General features: G+C 36.3%; 19 protein-coding genes. 5 read left to right on the forward strand and 14 right to left on the reverse strand.

The window, feature by feature from the left end; genetic code table 11:
* The first annotated feature begins 131 nt into the window (after positions 1-131).
* From ABC228_RS18500 to ABC228_RS18510, 3 genes are read left to right on the forward strand one after another with little or no spacing between them, the layout of a single operon-like run.
* Positions 132-785, forward strand: coding sequence for a GNAT family N-acetyltransferase (locus tag ABC228_RS18500; protein WP_345826663.1), 654 nt, complete (start codon positions 132-134; stop codon positions 783-785).
* Positions 785-1,435, forward strand: coding sequence for an acetoin utilization AcuB family protein (locus tag ABC228_RS18505; RefSeq protein ID WP_345826664.1), 651 nt, complete (start codon positions 785-787; stop codon positions 1,433-1,435). The genes ABC228_RS18500 and ABC228_RS18505 overlap by 1 nt, the downstream gene beginning before the upstream one ends.
* On the forward strand, positions 1,432-2,586 hold the full coding sequence (locus ABC228_RS18510) for an acetoin utilization protein AcuC (RefSeq protein WP_345826665.1): 1,155 nt from the start codon (positions 1,432-1,434) through the stop codon (positions 2,584-2,586). Before ABC228_RS18505 ends, ABC228_RS18510 begins: the two co-directional genes overlap by 4 nt.
* Before the next feature lie 13 nt (positions 2,587-2,599).
* Here ABC228_RS18510 and motS read toward each other — a convergent pair whose 3' ends face one another.
* From motS to ABC228_RS18530, 4 genes are all read right to left on the reverse strand, one after another.
* Entirely contained in the window at positions 2,600-3,382 is a 783-nt protein-coding gene (gene motS, locus ABC228_RS18515) for a flagellar motor protein MotS (RefSeq protein ID WP_345826666.1), read from the reverse strand.
* The gene (gene motP, locus ABC228_RS18520; RefSeq protein ID WP_345826667.1) at positions 3,372-4,196 is read right to left on the reverse strand and encodes a flagellar motor protein MotP; all 825 of its coding nucleotides are present in this window, start codon (positions 4,194-4,196) and stop codon (positions 3,372-3,374) included. Before motP ends, motS begins: the two co-directional genes overlap by 11 nt.
* Before the next feature lie 59 nt (positions 4,197-4,255).
* Positions 4,256-5,251, reverse strand: coding sequence for a catabolite control protein A (gene ccpA / locus ABC228_RS18525; RefSeq protein ID WP_345826668.1), 996 nt, complete (start codon positions 5,249-5,251; stop codon positions 4,256-4,258).
* A gap of 184 nt (positions 5,252-5,435) precedes the next feature.
* Positions 5,436-6,512 (reverse strand): bifunctional 3-deoxy-7-phosphoheptulonate synthase/chorismate mutase, encoded by a 1,077-nt coding sequence (locus tag ABC228_RS18530; protein WP_345826669.1) that lies wholly within the window; start codon positions 6,510-6,512, stop codon positions 5,436-5,438.
* A gap of 211 nt (positions 6,513-6,723) precedes the next feature.
* Between ABC228_RS18530 and ABC228_RS18535 the strand changes: the two genes are divergently transcribed.
* Entirely contained in the window at positions 6,724-8,862 is a 2,139-nt protein-coding gene (locus ABC228_RS18535) for a cell division protein FtsA (RefSeq protein ID WP_345826670.1), read from the forward strand.
* 39 nt (positions 8,863-8,901) lie between these two features.
* Here ABC228_RS18535 and ABC228_RS18540 read toward each other — a convergent pair whose 3' ends face one another.
* From ABC228_RS18540 to ABC228_RS18575, 8 genes are all read right to left on the reverse strand, one after another.
* Positions 8,902-9,225, reverse strand: coding sequence for a YtxH domain-containing protein (locus tag ABC228_RS18540; protein ID WP_345826671.1), 324 nt, complete (start codon positions 9,223-9,225; stop codon positions 8,902-8,904).
* An 18-nt stretch (positions 9,226-9,243) separates the two neighbouring features.
* A complete protein-coding gene (locus ABC228_RS18545) occupies positions 9,244-9,645 on the reverse strand; it encodes a DUF948 domain-containing protein (RefSeq protein WP_345826672.1) in 402 nt (133 codons plus the stop codon).
* Positions 9,646-9,876: 231 nt separating this feature from the next.
* Positions 9,877-11,193 carry a UDP-N-acetylmuramate--L-alanine ligase gene (murC, locus tag ABC228_RS18550; protein ID WP_345826673.1) on the reverse strand — a complete coding sequence of 439 codons (1,317 nt, stop codon included), beginning with the start codon at positions 11,191-11,193 and terminating at the stop codon, positions 9,877-9,879.
* A 173-nt stretch (positions 11,194-11,366) separates the two neighbouring features.
* Positions 11,367-12,476, reverse strand: coding sequence for a nicotinate phosphoribosyltransferase (locus tag ABC228_RS18555; RefSeq protein WP_345826674.1), 1,110 nt, complete (start codon positions 12,474-12,476; stop codon positions 11,367-11,369).
* A 78-nt stretch (positions 12,477-12,554) separates the two neighbouring features.
* Positions 12,555-14,798 (reverse strand): DNA translocase FtsK, encoded by a 2,244-nt coding sequence (locus ABC228_RS18560; RefSeq protein ID WP_345826675.1) that lies wholly within the window; start codon positions 14,796-14,798, stop codon positions 12,555-12,557.
* A gap of 191 nt (positions 14,799-14,989) precedes the next feature.
* Entirely contained in the window at positions 14,990-15,595 is a 606-nt protein-coding gene (gene ytpR / locus ABC228_RS18565; protein WP_345826676.1) for a YtpR family tRNA-binding protein, read from the reverse strand.
* Positions 15,596-15,614: 19 nt separating this feature from the next.
* Positions 15,615-16,418 carry a DUF1444 domain-containing protein gene (locus ABC228_RS18570; protein WP_345826677.1) on the reverse strand — a complete coding sequence of 268 codons (804 nt, stop codon included), beginning with the start codon at positions 16,416-16,418 and terminating at the stop codon, positions 15,615-15,617.
* A 161-nt stretch (positions 16,419-16,579) separates the two neighbouring features.
* Positions 16,580-17,095 carry a hypothetical protein gene (locus ABC228_RS18575; RefSeq protein ID WP_345826678.1) on the reverse strand — a complete coding sequence of 172 codons (516 nt, stop codon included), beginning with the start codon at positions 17,093-17,095 and terminating at the stop codon, positions 16,580-16,582.
* Positions 17,096-17,249: 154 nt separating this feature from the next.
* On the opposite strand from ABC228_RS18575, the gene ABC228_RS18580 reads away from it, so the two are divergent.
* Entirely contained in the window at positions 17,250-17,690 is a 441-nt protein-coding gene (locus ABC228_RS18580; RefSeq protein WP_345826693.1) for a YtoQ family protein, read from the forward strand.
* 16 nt (positions 17,691-17,706) lie between these two features.
* On the opposite strand, the gene ABC228_RS18585 is transcribed toward ABC228_RS18580, so the two are convergent.
* Together ABC228_RS18585 and ABC228_RS18590 are read right to left on the reverse strand one after the other, a co-directional pair.
* The gene (locus tag ABC228_RS18585; RefSeq protein WP_345826679.1) at positions 17,707-18,228 is read right to left on the reverse strand and encodes a DUF84 family protein; all 522 of its coding nucleotides are present in this window, start codon (positions 18,226-18,228) and stop codon (positions 17,707-17,709) included.
* Between the two features lie 54 nt (positions 18,229-18,282).
* Positions 18,283-19,347: a M42 family metallopeptidase gene (locus ABC228_RS18590; RefSeq protein ID WP_345826680.1), complete on the reverse strand. Its 1,065-nt coding sequence runs from the start codon at positions 19,345-19,347 to the stop codon at positions 18,283-18,285.
* Positions 19,348-19,353 lie beyond the last annotated feature (6 nt).

Here is a 19,353-nt window from a genome sequence, read left to right on the forward strand (position 1 = left end):
ATAGCCTTACGAAGAGGATTTTTTCCTCTTCGTTTTTTTTACCTTTAAAAAGACTAAAAATTAAAACGATATTCCTGTATAATATAACATAAGCGTAACAATGACTTAACATTTTCGGTGGTGGTATACAAATGGAACATAGAATGACACATCATTCTATCGATAAAGAAACCGCATTGGGAAAAATTGTGATTGAAGGACCAGTTTCTGCTTCGACCTTGCAAACATACAATTTCCATGAGGATTTAACAGCATTTCGTCCAGCTTCAAAACAGTTCCAAGCACTCCTAGGTATTGCAGAATTACCAGAAGGCCGAATCATTATTGCTAGAAAAGAAGATACCATAATCGGATATGTAACCTATCTATACCCTGATGCATTGGAAAGATGGTCTACCTTTCAGATAGATAATTTAATTGAGTTAGGTGCCATTGAAGTAATACCCGCTTATCGTGGTTATGGAATTGCTTCCAATTTATTAAAGGTCTCCATGATGGACCGATATATGGAAAACTATATTATTATCTCTACTGAGTACTACTGGCATTGGGATTTAAAGGGAACTCAACTAAGTATCTGGGATTATCGAAAGGTGATGGAGAAAATGATGGCAGTTGGAGGACTCTTACCTGCTCCTACCGATGATCCAGAGATTATATCACATCCCGCTAATTGCCTAATGGTACGTATCGGCAAGAACGTTCAAGACAATTCAATTGTTCAGTTTGATACACTTCGATTTTTAAGAAGACATCAATTACGAAATATGAGGGAGGGGTTATAATGCATGTAGAAGCGATTATGAATCGGACTGTGATTACGTTAAGAGCAAATGAAACGATTGCTACTGCTCACCAACTACTATCGGGAAATAAGATCAGACATATTCCTATCGTGGATGACGATTATTCTGTTATTGGAATAGTATCTGATCGAGATGTGCGTGATGCAAACCCATCGATTCTTACAGAAAAACAAGATAAATCAATTCTAGAAAAAGAAATACACACGATCATGAGTAGTCCTGTTATAACAGTACACCCATTAGATTTTGTCGAAGAGGTTGCACGCATCTTTTACGACCGTGAGATAGCCTGCCTCCCTGTCGTTAGCAATAATAAGCTCGTTGGTGTTATAACAGAAAAAGACTTACTTTATACCCTAATACAACTAACTGGAACACATATACAAGGCTCACAAATAGAGGTGAAGGTGCCAAATAAACCAGGAATTCTACCTGAGGTTGCGTCTGTTTTCGGTAAACATGGTCTAAATATTTCCTCTGTCTTAGTATATCCATATAAAAATGATCATCAATATAAGATATTAGTTTTTCGAATTCAAACAATGAATCCGCTACCAATCATTCGAGAGCTACGGAGCTTAGGTTATGAGCTTATGTGGCCAAATAATATTCCGGAGCCAAAAGTATGAATACAGCAGTACAATTTGTTTATGACCAGTCACTATTAGACTATCATTTCTACGAAGAACATCCATTCAATCAAAAACGATTATTGCTAACAAAGGAACTACTAGAAGCCTCGGGGCAACTGGCTGCTGACGAAATAATCCAACCTCGAAGTGCAACAGATGAAGAAATAGCGCTTATACACGACCCTGCGTATATTCATGCTGTGAAATCAGCTAATTTGCTTCAACCAAGTCAGTTAAAAAAATTTGGACTTGGTACAGAGGATACCCCTATATTTTCGAATATGCATGAAGCAGCTGCCAAAATAGTCGGTGCTTCTCTTACGGCAGTAGATGCTGTGTTAACAGGTGATACAAATAAAGCAGCTAGCTTTGCAGGTGGACTTCATCATGGCTTTAAGCGAATGGCTTCTGGATTTTGTATCTACAATGATGCGGCTATCGCAATTAAATATATACAGGAAAAATATGGACTTAAGGTACTGTATGTGGATACAGATGCACATCATGGTGATGGTGTCCAATTAGCTTTTTATGAGGATGCAACTGTTTGTACATTCTCTATCCATGAAACTGGTAGATATTTATTTCCAGGTACAGGAAATGTGAATGAACGGGGTATTAAGGAAGGTCATGGATATAGCTTTAATTTACCGATCGATGCCTTTACACAGGATGAATCCTTTATTGAAGTCTATGAAAAAGCTTTACGGGAGATTGCTGATTTCTTTCAGCCAGACATTATCCTAACGCAAAATGGGGCCGATGCTCATTATTATGATCCATTAACTCATTTATGTGGCACCATGGAGATTTATGAAAAAATACCACTCATTGCGTCAGAAATTGCCAATCAGTACTGTGATGGCAAATGGATAGCTCTCGGTGGAGGCGGTTATGATATATGGCGAGTCGTACCTCGCGCTTGGTCTCAAGTATGGAATGTCATGAAAACAGGAACACCCTTAAGTGGTAATATAGCAAGTTCCTGGTTGAATAAATGGCAAAAAGAAGCTCCAGTTACGTTACCAGAAATGTGGAAGGATTCAGCTGACTCTATTCCTGAAATATCAAGAAAACAAGAAATCAATGAAAAAAATTATAACACACTAGTAAACTTGCTAAAGTACACCAAAGTAAAAAGGAGTTGATTATTCAACTCCTTTAACTTTGCGTGCCGTTTTCTACAATGACAATTTCAACTCTTCTGTTTTTACTTCGGTTATTCGCATTATCATTTGGTGCGAGAGGCCTTGTATCACCATAACCCGAAATCGAAAAACGAGTATCCTTTAGCTTGTTTTCATCGACTAAGAAACGAACAACACTACTTGCTCTTGCACCAGATAATTCCCAGTTAGAAGGATATCGATAACTTGACATGGGTATATTGTCTGTGTGACCCTCAACTTTAATATCATTATCAATTTGGGATAGTAATGTACCTACCTTCGTTAAAAATGGAAGTGCTGAAGGTAGAATTTCTGCTTCACCAGGATCAAATAAGATACTATCTTGGAGGACCAATACAACTCCTCGCTCGGAACGATTTGCAGAAACAAAATTATTTAAATTATTTTCATCAAGATAACTTTCCACTTCTTGCATTAAATCGTGTAGTGAATCCTCTTGTGCTGCTTCTTCTACATCCGATTCTGATTCTTTTTTATCCTCTGAAGGTACTTCAAACTCATTCGTAGTTTGACCTTTTTCTTCATTACTCGTATTTTCAGTTGGATTTTCCATCGGTACTGGTGATGGAGAAAAATCAAATATCATACGATTTCGAAACGATTCTGAAATCGCTTCAAATTTAGAGGCATCAATCTGAGACATAGAGAATAACAAGATGAAAAAAACAAGAATTAATGTGACCATATCGGAATACGTTACCATCCATTTTGGAGCACCTTTATCATCCTTTTTTCTTCTAACCCTATGCTTCATTTAGACCCTCCCCAACAAATGAAGATTCTTCCTCCATGTCCTTCTTATTCTTTGAATCACTTGAAAGGAAGGCACCGAGTTTTTCTTCTAATATGCGTGGATTTTGGCCTGACTGAACACCAATTACACCTTCAATAATAATTTGTTTGATGAAGACTTCCTCTTCTGTTTTATTTTCTAATTTACTTGCCATTGGAATAAATACTAAGTTAGCAAGCACCGTACCATATAAAGTCGTAAGTAACGCTACAGCCATACTAGGGCCTAATGTAGAAGGATCTTGTAAATTATTTAACATGAGAACAAGACCTATTAACGTACCTATCATTCCCCAAGCTGGGGCATATTCTCCACATTTTACAATAATCATTCTTCCTCGATAATGTCGTTCTTCCATTGCAGCAATTTCTGCACTCATAATATCGCTAATAACCTCTGGTTCAATACCGTCAACTGCTAATAGGATTCCTTTTTTAATAAATGGTTCGTCTACATCATCTAGCTCATTTTCTAAAGCTAATATTCCTTCTCTTCTAGCTCTCTCTGATAGTCGGATGAATAAATTGATTAATTCTGTGAGCTGTCGTTCATTTTGATTAAAGGATTCTTTCAATACTCTTCCGGTTAGCTTTATTTGCTCCATTTTAAAGTTAATTAGTAGTGATCCAATAACACCGCCAATAACAATTAATATTGAAGCAACATCAATAAATGAAATAAAACCTTCTGTACCAGCATTGGAAAGTATTGCCAACATAATCATAACAAAACCTACAGTAATGCCGATAGGAGTTAATAAATCTCTTTTTCTCATACTCTCTCTCCCCAATTTTTGCGTAGTAAACAATTCTATTGATTATATCGACATTTTTTTTATTTTGTTGAATTTCTGTCAATTAGACGGTGTGGCAATACTACCTTCTTCTCCTCTACTTCCTCTTTATTCATGAATTTCGTCAATAAGCGCATCGCAACGGCACCAATATCATACATCGGTTGTACAACAGTCGATAGAGTAGGTCGGACCATATTTGCTAATTTAGTATTATCAAACCCGAATACTTCTAAATCCTCTGGAACTTTATAGCCTAAATCCTGTGTACCATGAATGACACCAAGTGCAATTGAGTCAGAGGCAGCAAAGACTGCTGTCGGTTTATCATTCAGCTTTAAGAGTTGTTCAACTGCTTTCATTCCAGAGTCATACGTATAGTCACCGTTTATGATATAGTCTTCCACCACTGGAATAGACGCATCTTTTAAGGCACGTAAGTATCCTTGATACTTCAATTGATTGATGGTTACATCTTCTCTACCTGAGACAAAAGCTAACTTTTTATTTCCTTTATCAATTAAATATTTCGTTGCTTCATATGCTGCTTCTTCATAGTCAATATTTACGGAAGGGATTGATTCTGTCCCATCATAGGTTGCGGCTAATACAACTGGCACAGATGCAGTCGAAAATTGATGAACATGTTCATCAGAAATATTTCCACCCATGAAAATAATCCCGTCAACCTGCTTTTCTAACATCGTATTAATCAATTGCAGCTCTTTATCCTTGTTTTGATCAGAGTTACTTAAAATAATATTGTATTTATACATCGTTGCAATATCTTCAATTCCTCGAGCTAATTCAGCAAAAAATATGCTAGATATATCGGGAATAATTGCACCTACTGTAGTTGTTTTCTTACTAGCTAGTCCACGTGCAACCGCATTAGGACGATAGCCCAATCGTTCAATAGTTGCTAGTACTTTCTTTCTTGTGGTTGGCTTTACGTTCGGATTTCCATTCACTACACGGGAAACGGTTGCCATCGACACGTTCGCTTCTCTTGCTACATCATATATTGTTACTGTCATCAAAATTACCTCCTGTATATCCGTTCCTTCATATAAAAGACACGTATCATTACTATGTAATAATCATACTCTACCATGCAAAAAAACACAAAAAAAATAGTAAATTATTGAAACTTCATACAACCCTATTTCCTTATGAATGAAAAAGACCGATCATTACGATCAGTCTATGAAAATTATTTACTTAAGAAATAGAAGTTGTATATTTTGACAATTCCTGCAAGAAGTTCTCGAATGTTGGGATATCCATTTGCTGTGCGGAATCTGAAAGTGCTACTGCAGGATCGGGATGAACTTCTGCCATAATTCCATCTGCTCCAATTGCAAGGGCAGCTTTAGCAGTTGGAATCAATAGGTCTCTTCTCCCTGTAGAATGTGTCACATCGACCATAACAGGTAAATGGGTTTCTTGCTTCAAAATCGGAACCGCTGAGATATCTAATGTATTTCTTGTTGCAGTTTCGTACGTGCGAATTCCTCGCTCACATAAAATAATATTTCCATTCCCTCGAGAAATAATATATTCAGCAGCATTTATAAACTCCGCTATTGTAGCAGATAAACCCCGTTTTAATAATACTGGTTTATCAACATCACCAGCTGCTTTTAATAACTCGAAGTTCTGCATATTTCTTGCACCGATTTGAATAACATCTACATAATCAATTGCTTTCTCAATATGAGCTGGATTTACAATCTCACTAATAACTGCTAAATCAAACTCATCAGCTACACTTCTTAAAATCTGTAAACCTTCTACTCCTAACCCTTGAAAGTCATATGGGGATGTACGTGGCTTGAATGCACCGCCGCGAAGAAGCTTAATTCCATTCCGATTAACCGCTTTTGCCACTTCACGTACCTGTTCATAGCTTTCCACGGCACAAGGACCCATTACGAAGTGTGTATTACCATCTCCTACTTTTTCACCCTTTATATCGATTATGGTATTATCCGGTTTACGCTTTCTAGAAACCAATAACTCTTTTCGATGATCATCCTCTTGTAATTCTAGTCCTGCTTTAAAGATTTCTTTAAAGATGTGTTCAATTGTAGAATTATCGAAGGGACCATTGTTAAAATGAATTAATTGATCAAGCATTTGTCGTTCTCTTACTGGATCAAATCGATTCATACCTTGCTTACTTTTTAATTGACCAATTTGTTGCACGATAGCTGCTCGTAAATTCACAAGTTCAAGCAGCTGTAAATTCACATTATCTAATTTATCTCGAAGTTGGTCTAAATCATTTGGATTCATTACGATAGCCTCCTAAAAGGAAAGAAAAAATAAACAAATGTCACATGTTCACATTTTGAAACAATTATAGCTAATAATTTTCTCTTTGTCATCTTTAAGTTTATAATAATAAGGTAGATTATTAGACAAATTCTGCTTATACTGAAAGATATACTAAACTGTTTTACTATAATTTAATTTATAATCGTTTTACTTTAGGGGGACATACATAATGAAGAACGATCACATCTTTGCACTAGATATTGGTACCCGTTCTGTTACAGGGGTAATATTAGAAAAGAGCGAATCATCATCTTATACATTAATTGATCACTGCGTCAAAGAGCATCAAGTACGCTCTATGCTTGATGGCCAAATTCACAATGTCGTGGAAGTCGCAGAGGTTATTAAGTATGTAAAAGAACAACTAGAAAAATCAAATGGTCCGTTACACAAGGTATGTGTAGCTGCAGCTGGAAGGTCATTAAAAACCATTACATCATCAGCCACCCTAGAGTTAGACCAGAAACCAATTACAGAATTAGAGACTATTAAGCACCTTGAATTAAGTGCCGTTCATGCTGCACAAGTAAAAATTGCATCTATTGAATCTGATCGTGATTATTCTAACTATTACTGTGTTGGTTATTCCGTCCTCGAATATAAAATTGACCAGGAAAGAATTGGCTCACTAATTGATCAAAGTGGACAATCTGCATCTGTTGAAATTATTGCGACATTTCTACCAAAAGTAGTTGTTGAGTCGTTACTGTCTGCCTTAAACAGAGCTGATTTAGAAATGGAAGCCTTAACTTTAGAGCCTATTGCTGCCATTCAGGTTCTTATTCCAGAATCTATGAGACGGTTAAATGTGGCCTTAGTTGATATTGGAGCAGGAACAAGCGATATTGCTATTACAGACAATGGTACTGTTGCAGCATATGGAATGGTGCCGATTGCAGGAGATGAAATAACAGAAGCAGTCAGTGACAAATATTTATTAGATTTCCCGATGGCAGAAGAAACAAAACGACTTATCGTAAATGAAGGAGAAGCAACTGTATCTGATATTCTGGGCTTCGAATCCACTATTACTTATGGAAATCTTGTTTTAGAAATTGAGGATAGTATAGACAAGCTGGCATCATCTATTGCCGAGGAAATACTTCAATTGAATGGTGCTTCACCAAAAGCTGTCATGTTAGTTGGAGGTGGCAGCCAAACACCTGAATTCACAACGAAGCTAGCCAATAAATTACAGCTACCAGCTAATCGTGTTGCGATTAGGGGTATTGATGCTATTCAATCCTTAGAAAAGACAGATAATCTCCCAACGGGACCAGATTTTGTCACACCAATCGGAATTGCCATCGCAGCAAAGCAAAACCCAATCCATTACATTTCCATCACGGTAAATGAAAATGTAATTCGTATGTTCGAAATGAAGGAGCTGACGATTGGTGATAGTCTTGTACAGGCAGGAATTGAAGTCAATAAACTGTATGGGAAGCCGGGTATGGCATCTATAATCACATTTAATGGAAAACAGATTACAATGCCCGGAGAATTTGGAAATCCGCCATCCATCCTACTTAATGAACAGCCCGCTACAGTCGATAATATTGTTCATAACGGCGACAAAATTGTCATCCAAAAAGGAGAAGATGGTCACCAACCTAAAATCAAGCTACATGAAATATTGGGCGATATTCCGGCCACTAAAATCCGATTTAATGATCAACCATATGAGTTAAAAACAACTTATTATGTGAATAATAAAGTTAAATCAGTAGATTATATCATTCAAGACCGTGATAATATCGTGCTCGAAACACCAAAAACAGTAAGAGACTTTTTAGCTGCAGTCTCTCCTGAACAAGCGCCTTCTGATAAAGCGTTTGTTGTTTACGTTAATAATCGAAAAGTAACATTGGATTTAGCAGAAACCCAATATGTGGTTAATGGAAAAAACGCATCATTAGATTATAAATTAAGAGAAAATGATAATTTAAAAATCGTTCCAAAGCAAGTGCCTACTGTTTCAATTTTATTAGCGCAATTGCAGAAGGAATTTTATCATCAAATCAAAGTATCCTTTAATGGCAAAGCTGTTACCATGAAACAACCAAAAGTGATGATACGTAAAGGGGATATTGAGTTAGATGAGGATAGCGTCCTAGCGCTAAACGATCACATTTCAATTCAAGATAAAGCAATTGAAGACTTTATCTTCCAAGATGTCTTTCGCTATGTGGATATTGATTTAAAGAATGCTAACGGAAAGTTTACCATGATGAAAAACGATCAGCCTACTACTTTCTTTGAGACTGTACAAGCAGGTGATAATTTATCCATCGTATGGCATGAATAGTAATAGAAGAGCTGTAGCAATGCTACAGCTCTTCTAATTTTAGTATTCGTCTACTTCTACATCTGATTGGTTATCGTTCTCACGCATATTTTGGAATTTTGATTGAACATTTGTTGATAAATCCTGTGTCTTTTGTTTTAGTTCAGATCCTTTAATAACAGCTAAATCCTTCCATTCTTGTCCTTTAGCCTGGGCAATATCCTTCCACTCCGTAGCTCGTTCACGAACCTGTACAGCACCTTGATTAATATCGCCTCTTAGTTCTTTACCAGATTTCGGTGCAAATAATAGTGCTAGACTAGCACCTACTGCTGCACCAATAATTGTACCCAATACAAAATCTTTTCCATTATTCTCTGTCATTATAAATTCCTCCCTAATTTATTTTTTCTTTTTAATTAGATCAAATAACGCAGCACCCCAAGTTACAGCCTGTGAAGCCTTATCCTCATTTTCTGAAGCTGCTCTAGAGACATTTGTAGAGAATCGTCTTAAGGATTGATTAAAATCTTGAACTGTTTCCCCAATGCCCTTTATTCCATCAAATACCCCTTCTAATTTAGCAGTTTTTTGATTTATATCTTCTGCTAAGGTATTTGTTTTGTGTAGTAATTCCGTCGTTTCAGTTGTAATACCTTGCATCTGCTTCTCCAAGCCTTCTAATGTATTCGCTACGTTGTTTAATGTTCTAGTAGATGCCTTTAATGTCATTGCTAAAAATATTACTAAAACTGCAAAAGCAACTGCAGCAATAATAGCAGCAATATATAGTAATACCTCCATTATGATGATCCTTCCTTTCTTTTCTAAATTGACCATTATCGAGTTGTCATATTTTGCTGTTACTTATTCATAATACCCTATTATTTGGGTCATGAAACAATTCTATTATAGTATATCTCCATTATAGGCTTTTCTATTATGAATTTCGAATAATATGTAGTGATTCAAGGATAAAATTTAATAAAAATAAGCCTGTTACAGTTTGTAACAGGCTTATTAAGATTTATTTAGTTATGCATTTTCTACTTTACCAGAAGTTAAACCTTCTTCGTATGCCTGCTGGAATTTTTGAATATCGCCAGCACCCATAAATACTAAAACACTTTCCGTAAATTCACTTAATTCATGTACTTTGTCAAGCTTCAATATTGTACTATTTGGAACCAGTTTTTGAAGATCCTGAATTGTTAATTGTCCGCTATCTTCTCTTGCCGAACCAAAAATATCACATAAATACACGAAATCAGCAGCATTCAAGCTATCCGCAAATTCCTGTAAGAATGTTTTCGTTCTTGTAAATGTATGTGGCTGAAAAATTGCAACAACCTCTTTGTTTGGATACTTTTTACGTGCTGACTCAATTGTCGCATTTATTTCACGCGGATGATGAGCATAGTCATCAATAATAACTTGATTTCCGATTTTCTTTTCCGAAAAACGACGTTTTACACCTTTAAATGTACTAATATTTTTTATATCCTCCGCATTCATGCCTTCATAATGGCATATTGCAATTACAGATAGTGCATTTAGCACATGATGGTTACCATACATAGGAATCGTAAAGGTGTCATAATATGTGTTACGAACAAAGACATCAAATTCTGTACCTACTTCTGTTTCTTTTACATTTTGAGCTTGAAAATCATTTGCTGGTAAAAATCCGTAATAGACCACTGGTACCTTTGCTTGGATTTGCTGAAGTTTTTCATCATCTCCACATGCAATGATTCCTTTTTTAACATTATCAGCCATCGACTGAAAAGCATCAAAAACATCATTTATACTGGAAAAATAATCCGGATGATCAAAATCAATGTTTGTCATAATTGCATAGTCAGGTTCATAACTTAAAAAATGTCTTCTATATTCACAAGCTTCGAAGACAAAGTAATTACTATCCACATGGCCTCTACCTGTACCGTCTCCAATTAAATAAGAAATCGGATAAACAGAATCTAAAACATGTGCAAGCAAACCTGTTGTCGACGTTTTACCATGTGCACCTGTTACAGCAATACTTGTATATTGCTTTAGCCATTCACCCAAAAATTCATGATATCGATAATACACAAGACCTTTACGCTTTGCCTCTTGTATTTCAACATGATCATCTGAAAAAGCATTACCTGCAATTATAGTAAAATCATCTTTTATATTTTCCGCTGAAAATGGGAATATCGGTATGTTTTTAGTTTCTAACGCTTCTTGGGTAAAAAAACTTTTTTCTACGTCTGATCCCTGGACTTTTTCTCCTGAGTCATGGAGAATTTGAGCTAGCGCACTCATTCCAGTACCCTTAATACCAATAAAATGGTAAGTTGTCATAAAAAAGAACCTCCAACTATATGTGTAAGAAAAACACGAATGTGCCTTTATCTAATCATCAGCACAAAAGCGGCCTACTATTGATTAAAATAAGCAATAACCATTTAGTAATTATACCAAATCTTTTATCTCAATAAAATAGTAAATTGGTTGTGTATGCCGATGATTCGTGGCTATTGACCGTGGTACTCCACTTTCTCTAATCTTGGGTTAGGGCGATAACGACGACCATCCTTTGCCTCTGGAGAACCATTAAGCAACACATTATCACCTGTAAATCCAATATCAAGCTTTAGTAAGCTTCTTCCTACTCCATAGGTATTAACTGGAACACCCAAAGATTCAAAATATCGAATCTTCTCTTCCGTAAACCCTCCAGTTGCTACAATTTCTACATGATTAAATCCGTTATCATCTAATGCCTTTCTCAATGCAAAAACCAACTCCGGATTGACGCCTCTAGGATCAAACGTCCCCATTACATGATGGTTTCTAAGAAAATACTTATCAACTAAAGTATTTGATGTGTCAAGACGAACCCCTTTTAATTTTTCGCCAAATGCTCTAGCTACCTTTAAAGAATCTGTAATAACATCATTGTTGTAATCAACAAGTGCAACTAAATCATCTTCTGGATACACTTCGTGATAAGCTTTAGTTGCTGCTACTACATCACCTTTAAACATTTGAATCATAGCATGTGGCATCGTACCCATTCCTTCTTTTCCCCACCATTCATTCATCGCATGGGTAGCCTGTGCAGTAGAACCACCAATAAACGCAGCATATCCGTCTCCAGCCTGTGTTGTGTAATGATCATCACGATCTCCCATGAAAATAACTGGCTTTTGTTTACCAGAAGTCCTTGCCGCTTTTACAACATTATATACATTCGTTGCTACGGATGTTCTTCTTGCAAGAATACCATCAATGATACCCTCTAAGTAGCCAAATTGTTGGTAGGAACCAGAAATTGTTAAAACCGTCTCAAATGGACTGATTTTATCGCCATCTTTTAAGGAATGAATCTCTAGAGATTCTGGGTTATCTGCGAAAGTATGTACTAATGCAATGGCTTCGTCCGTTCCACAAAGAACAGCATGATTTTTCTGAAAGAACTGCATCGTAACGTGATTGTTCGGTACCTTTTTTTCTACAATTTCTTTCGTCTTGAGAAAATATACTGCGGAAAACCATCCTTCTTTAATTCGTTTATCAAATTTAAAGGTTTTATTTGTTAAACGGTCTATTTGTCCGCTTAGTTTTTGTTCAATTTCTTTCATAATGTTCTCCTTAATTTAAAGATACTTCCTTTTAATCATATATAAAGGTGACTTTTTTCACAAGTAAACATCAATTTGTTAGGATAATATTTCTTCAAGCTGTGATTGAGTGATGAGCACATCCCTTGGCTTACTACCATTTTGACTTGAGATTATTCCTTTATTCTCAAGGGCATCCATTAATCTAGCTGCTCTATTATAACCAATTTTAAATTGTCTCTGTAAAAGGGAAGTGCTCGCACTATTTTGTTCAAAGATAAATTCTATTGCTTCTGGCAATAAATCATCCTCTTCTTCGTCAGCTACATATTGCTTAAGAAGTGATTCTTGTTCGAATAGATAATTTGGTTCAGCAATCGAACATGCATAATTTGTCACACGTTCAATTTCTTCATCTGAAACAAACGGACCTTGAAGTCGCATACTCTTACCTACTCCATTTTCAACAAATAGCATATCCCCTTTACCAAGTAGCTTCTCCGCACCACCTGTATCAATTATCGTTCTCGAATCCACTTGAGATGATACACTAAATGCAATTCTAGTAGGAATATTGGCCTTAATCAAACCGGTTAATACATCGACAGATGGCCGCTGTGTTGCTAATAATAAATGAATACCGCAAGCACGGGCTTTTTGTGCAATTCTGCTAATGGCATCCTCTACATCCTGTGGGGAAACCATCATTAGATCAGCTAACTCATCAATAACAATTACGATAAATGGCATTTTTTCTTCTGCGCGATTTTGTTTGAGAATTTTTTGGTTGTAACGCTCAATATCACGTACACCCTCTTGTACAAACTTTTCATAACGGTCTTCCATTTCATTAACGGCCCATTTTAATGCAGCAGTTGCTGCTTTAACGTTGGTAATAACTGGCGAAACCAGGTGTGGAATGCCATTATATGGAGCTAGCTCAACCATCTTCGGATCGATTAGTAAAAACTTAACATCCTCATGACTAGCTTTATAAATTAAGCTTAATAAGATTGTATTGATGCATACACTTTTACCAGATCCTGTTGCTCCTGCAATCAATCCATGTGGCATCTTTTGAATGTTGGTCGTAACCGGATTTCCTTCAATGCTTAAACCTAATGCAATTGTTAATGGGGAAGAACTGGATTGAAAAGAGTCTGACCCGATTATTTCCTGTAAGCTTACCATTTGTGATGATGGATTAGGAACCTCTATACCAATCGTGTTTTTTCCCGGAATTGGTGCTTCAATCCTTATATCCTTAGCTGACATATTTAGTTTTAGATCGTCACTCAGATTTTTCACTTTACTTACTTTCACACCAAGTTCAGGGTGCACTTCGAATCTTGTAACCGCTGGTCCCTGGGTCGCATTCACAACACGTGCTCTTACATTAAAGTGCTTTAATGTTTTTTCGAGTAATTGTTGCTGTTCTAAAATCCATTGATCATTAGAACTATTTTTTTCTTCTCGATCATTTAATAGATGTAAGGGAATAGAAGTAGTAGAATTAGCAACCTCTATTGACATGTTTTGTGCCGGAATATTGCTTTGTTTCTTTTCAATTGAATGTTGACGTAATTTTTGCTTGTCCTCAGGTGTCATAAGCACGTTATAAGGACCAATATTTTGTTTTTTCTCCATAGGTTTACGGATTGAATCTGACGAATAATTACCAGTAACGACATGTGAATTGGTAGTGCTTGGCTCCTCCACTTTTTTCGAGTCCTGATCTATTATTTTTGGATACGATTGTGATTCGTCTTCCATCTGTTCCTTTTTAAAAGCTTGTTCACTATTAAACTCACGAACTGGTGCTGAATGATTTGCTATATTCGTTTCCTCGATTGAGGTAGAAAAATCTTGAATGGGTAGATGTTTCTCTTCTGGGATTACATCGACAGTTTCTTCCAAATTCGTATGCTTTCGTACATATGCAGGGACAGATTCTACTTCTTTCCGTTGCCTACGTGAATGAAACCCATAGACTGGTGATGGTACGTCTGTACGTTCAAATGGCTTTTTGGAAACATCTGATCCATTTCCATTGTTTTTGTATGTAATACTTTCTTTCTCTACAGTATCAGTTTTCACTTTTCTACTGCCTTTACGTTGATAAGCAGGAATATCAATATTCACTTTTGGCTTGTTAACTTCTCGATGTTGTTCTGGGATTCGTGGAAAATGATATGACTCTTTATTTGGGTATTGAAATACCATTCTCGTTTTAATATCCGGAACAGGATCTTGTAGTTCTTGTTGCTGAAATTCTTGTTCGTCTTCTACTTCAACTTCTTTCCAAATGAAGTTTTCAATTTTTTTCTTCCATTTGTCCCACATGACATTCACTCATTTCATTCATTGATTAAACCTTGTCCTATATTCGCAACATAGGAAGATCAGGAAGTATATCCCTATCCCTTCTTCAAGCTATCTTTTTAGTCTATTAACGAAAATCTTAATATATCATAACACCTATTTTCGGAAATGAAAAAGCAACCAAGTCCTAAAAGAACATAGGTTGCTTTCTATTATACAGGAAAAGCTTCTCCAACAGAATACGTTTCATCTAGAACGTAAATTCCTTTTTCCTTAGGAGCATTTGGCATACCAAGTTCCTTCTGTGAACAAATCATTCCATTTGAAGGTACACCTCTTAATTCTGTTGGTTTTATTCGTAATCCACTAGGCATTGTCGCTCCGACTTTAGCCACAACAACCTTCTGACCTTTGTCAACATTTGGTGCACCACATACGATTTGTAGAACTTCATTACCTACATCCACCTGACATACACTTAGTTTGTCAGCATTTTCATGTGGGCCTTTTTCAGTTATGTAGCCAACTACAAATTTCGGAGTTAAATCAAAATCTAGCTTGTCATTAAGATTATGAGTCTCGAATAATTGTTTCATACGTTCAAGCATTTCTGGTGTTAACGCAATTTTCCCAGTACTTGTAAGTTCAAAATGATCGGAAGCCTCAAAAATATTATAGCCTAATACATTATGGTCATTGTCCATAACCTTCGTGATTGGACCGAATGTCTTGTACGTGATTTTATATCGATCATCAGCATCTTGTATCGGTATCATTAGTACATTACCAATTCCTGTTGGATTGTAAAATACATCCATTTTCTTCACTCATTTCTCTTTATTTTTCTGGTTTATTTTTTGCTAAGATAAAGATAGGTGTTAACTTCTGATCCTCATAAATAAAAGGCAATGATGTAATCGGTATTCTGCCTTCTGCGAAAAACTTCATCGTCATTTGAGCTAGAATATCATATCCTGTGTTATTTTGAATATCTGCTATTATCATGACATCCTGATGGGGTACAGCAATCGTCAAGTCCCCTTTGCTTTTGGCTTTCATTTCCTCTAGTAAAGCTTCATTTAAAATGCGACTAGCATCAAAGCCATCTTGTTTTGCAAAGAAGTAAAAATCATTCTCCGCTACAGAATCTAATTTATAATCATTCGTCAAAGAACGCAAATTAAAGGCTGCTACTTCATCTATTCGTTTCCTAGTCCATCCTTCTCCTTCAAGCATCCCTTCATCCACCAACCGATAGGATTGTCCAAGATCAAGCGCATAGAATATTCTTGTCTCTGCGGTATGCTCCTTAAAGATTAAGTTCATTCCAGATTTCGTTTTAGTCGGAAACGATGTCGCTCGAATAACCGGATAAAGATTCTTTTCATTACCATCCAGTTGATAGGATTGATTCATTATTTTCATGGATTCTTGGATGTGGTTTACGATCTCATCAATTGCTTCTTCTCCACGTTCATTATACTTTCCGATAATAGTAGGAAGCTTAATCGTGACACCTTGTTTTGAGCTTTTCCACTCAATACGAAATGTATCCTTTTCTCGATTATAGCTTACCGTATAGTTTGAATCTGACAGCCTCTCCTCCAGAATCGATTTCATTTTCTGACTTGTCATTTTCATAAAAAATCCTCCTAAACTTACAGCGGCTATTATAAGTAATAGCCATCCAATTACTTATGATAGCTTTGTTTCTTGTTTGATTCAACTATTACACTTAGATGGATTTCCTACATAAGAAAAAAGCTAGCAACTAAGCTGCTAACTGAATACTTCAATCCATATTATTTCGCAATGGATAAGGCTGTTTGCATTAAATTTTCTGTATCCTCAATTACCTTTGTTTTTTCTGTATAGGTAGTTATTTTAACTCCGCCAACTCCTACCTGTATTTCATATACGTCTTTATCATCTTTTGTTGGAAGTAAGCGAATGTAGCCAAATTTCTCATCATTTTCAAAAGACTCTAATAGAACCGCTTCTTCAGTTTGTGCTTCATTAAAATTTAATTTACTTAGGTTATTTTCCAGCGTATTGACAAACACAATCAATGTTTGGTCACCGTTTTTTAGAATTGCGTTATTCGCGTCTACCTCTGTTACTTCCATATGCCCTGGTAAGTAAAAGGATAAGTGTTCCCCTTGATAGTTTTCAGCCGGGATATCTTCATGCAAAAAGGTATTTTCGGCAGTTTCCTTTGCTTGCTGAATAATGGTATCCTCTGATTTATAGGTAAACACACTAATGACAATTATAAACACGAACAAAACAGCAACGACACTATATGTTGATTTTGGCATGATAAAAACTCCTCCTACTTTCGCCCTATATATCACTTCTTTTATATTACTATTAATTCAAGATATTTCAAGTAATACTACCAAATACTTTTCAATATACCATACATTCGATACTATTAACATATAATAAATTCATAGTATAGGAGGAATAATGATGGAACTTACTGTTTATTTAGCGGGGCAAATACATGACAATTGGCGTCATGAGGTTGAAGAAAAGGCAAGAGAGAAAAATCTTCCACTAACATTTGTTGCACCTCAAACGAATCATGAACGATCAGATAATATTGGTGAGGAAGTATTTGGAAAACAGCCAAATTCATTGTATAAGGATGATGCAGCATCAAGTATCAATAATTTTAGAACGCAAGTACTGATGCAAAAAGCAGATGTCGTTATTGCTCTATTCGGGGAAAAATATAAACAATGGAATACGGCAATGGATGCAAGTTCGGCTATCGCTATGAATAAACCAACTATTATTATTCGACCAGAAAGCTTAATTCACCCACTGAAGGAGTTATCCAATAAAGCAAATGTCACTGTTGAGACAGTTGATCAAGCATTAGAAGTACTAGCCTACCTATATGAATAAGAGAAATGCAGCGGGATTATCCGCTGCATTTCTCGTTATTTCGACTGTATTCCAACTGCCCTTTTAGCAAGGTCATAACTTGAGCGAACATTTCGCTCCTCGATAATAAATCATTTGTAAAAATTCCAATTGCTCCTTCTTTTTTGGAGACGCCTTTCCTTTTTGCAAATCGATCCATAATTCCCCCAAGCTCGACACCCTGTTTTAATTCTAGCTCAATTTCTTTTGGTAATACTACTCTTGCACCACTTGCAGTATATACCGTTCCATCGGGTGATACCAGTGCTCCCCAGTTACATAAATACAATTGGTCATCAACATACATAACGCCACCTTCAAGCCCAATTCCAAAACAATTTTCTTCTGATGCTGCACATTGCTTAGCTCGATTAATTGCTCCATGCATTGTTTCTTCATCTGAAAAAGGTTGTGCCGATACATTAGAAGGCACATCTAGACCAACCACAACTTCATGATGAAAAATTTCTTTCACAGCGTTCACTTTTGTCGGGTTTTTAGATCCTACAATGAATTTCATTTCCTATCTCCTTAAGAAAACAGCTACTCACGAAGAGCAGCTGTTCATCATCTACTATTGTTTTCGAATGGAATCTACTGTACTCTGATCAGTTGATTTGACTAGTTTTACTAAAAGATCTTTTGCTGCAGCATAATCATCAACATGAATGATCGATGCTGAAGTATGGATATAGCGTGAACAAATTCCGACAACTGCTGAAGGTACACCGTTCGCAGAAAGATGTACACTACCAGCATCTGTGCCGCCCTGAGAAATGAAATATTGGTACGGAATATTATTCGTTTCAGCAGTATCCAAAATGAACTCTCTCATACCACGATGTGTAATCATTGAACGGTCAAAGATACGTAGTAGGGCACCTTTACCTAGTTGACCGAATTCTTGATCACTACCAGTGACATCATTAGCAGGAGATGCATCAAGCGCATAAAAGATATCTGGGTTAATCATATTTGCTGCTACTTTTGCACCTCTTAGACCAACTTCTTCTTGAACAGTTGCTCCTGAAAATAGTTGGTTTGGAAGGGTTTCGTTTTGTAGTTCTTTTAATAGCTCGATAGATAAACCACAACCATAACGATTATCCCAAGCTTTTGCTAAGATTTTTTTATTATTTGCCATTGGCGTAAAAGGACAAATCGGCACAATCGGTTGTCCAGGCTTAATACCAATTTTTTCAGCATCCTCTTTATCATCAGCACCAATATCAATTAACATATTTTTAATTTCCATTGGCTTTTTACGTTGTTCTTCCGTTAAATTATGAGGTGGAATAGAGCTAATCACCCCAACTATAGGACCATTATCAGTCATGATTTGCACGCGTTGTGCAAGTAGCACTTGGCTCCACCAACCACCAAGAGTTTGGAAACGGATTAATCCCTTTTTGGTTATTTGTGTCACCATAAAACCAACTTCGTCCATATGTCCTGCAACCATTACGCGAGGGCCAGTACCTTTTTTAACACCAAAAACGCCACCAAGATTATCTTGAATAATTTTATCGGAGTATTTCTCAAGCTCACCTTTCATAAATGCTCGAACCGGATGCTCATTACCAGGGGCACCCTGTAATTCCGTTAACGTTCTAAACAATTCTAATGTTTCTTGATTCATTCTTAA

The sequence above is a fragment of the Ornithinibacillus xuwenensis genome (genome assembly GCF_039614845.1).
Classification (GTDB): Bacteria; Bacillota; Bacilli; order Bacillales; family Amphibacillaceae; genus Ornithinibacillus; species Ornithinibacillus xuwenensis.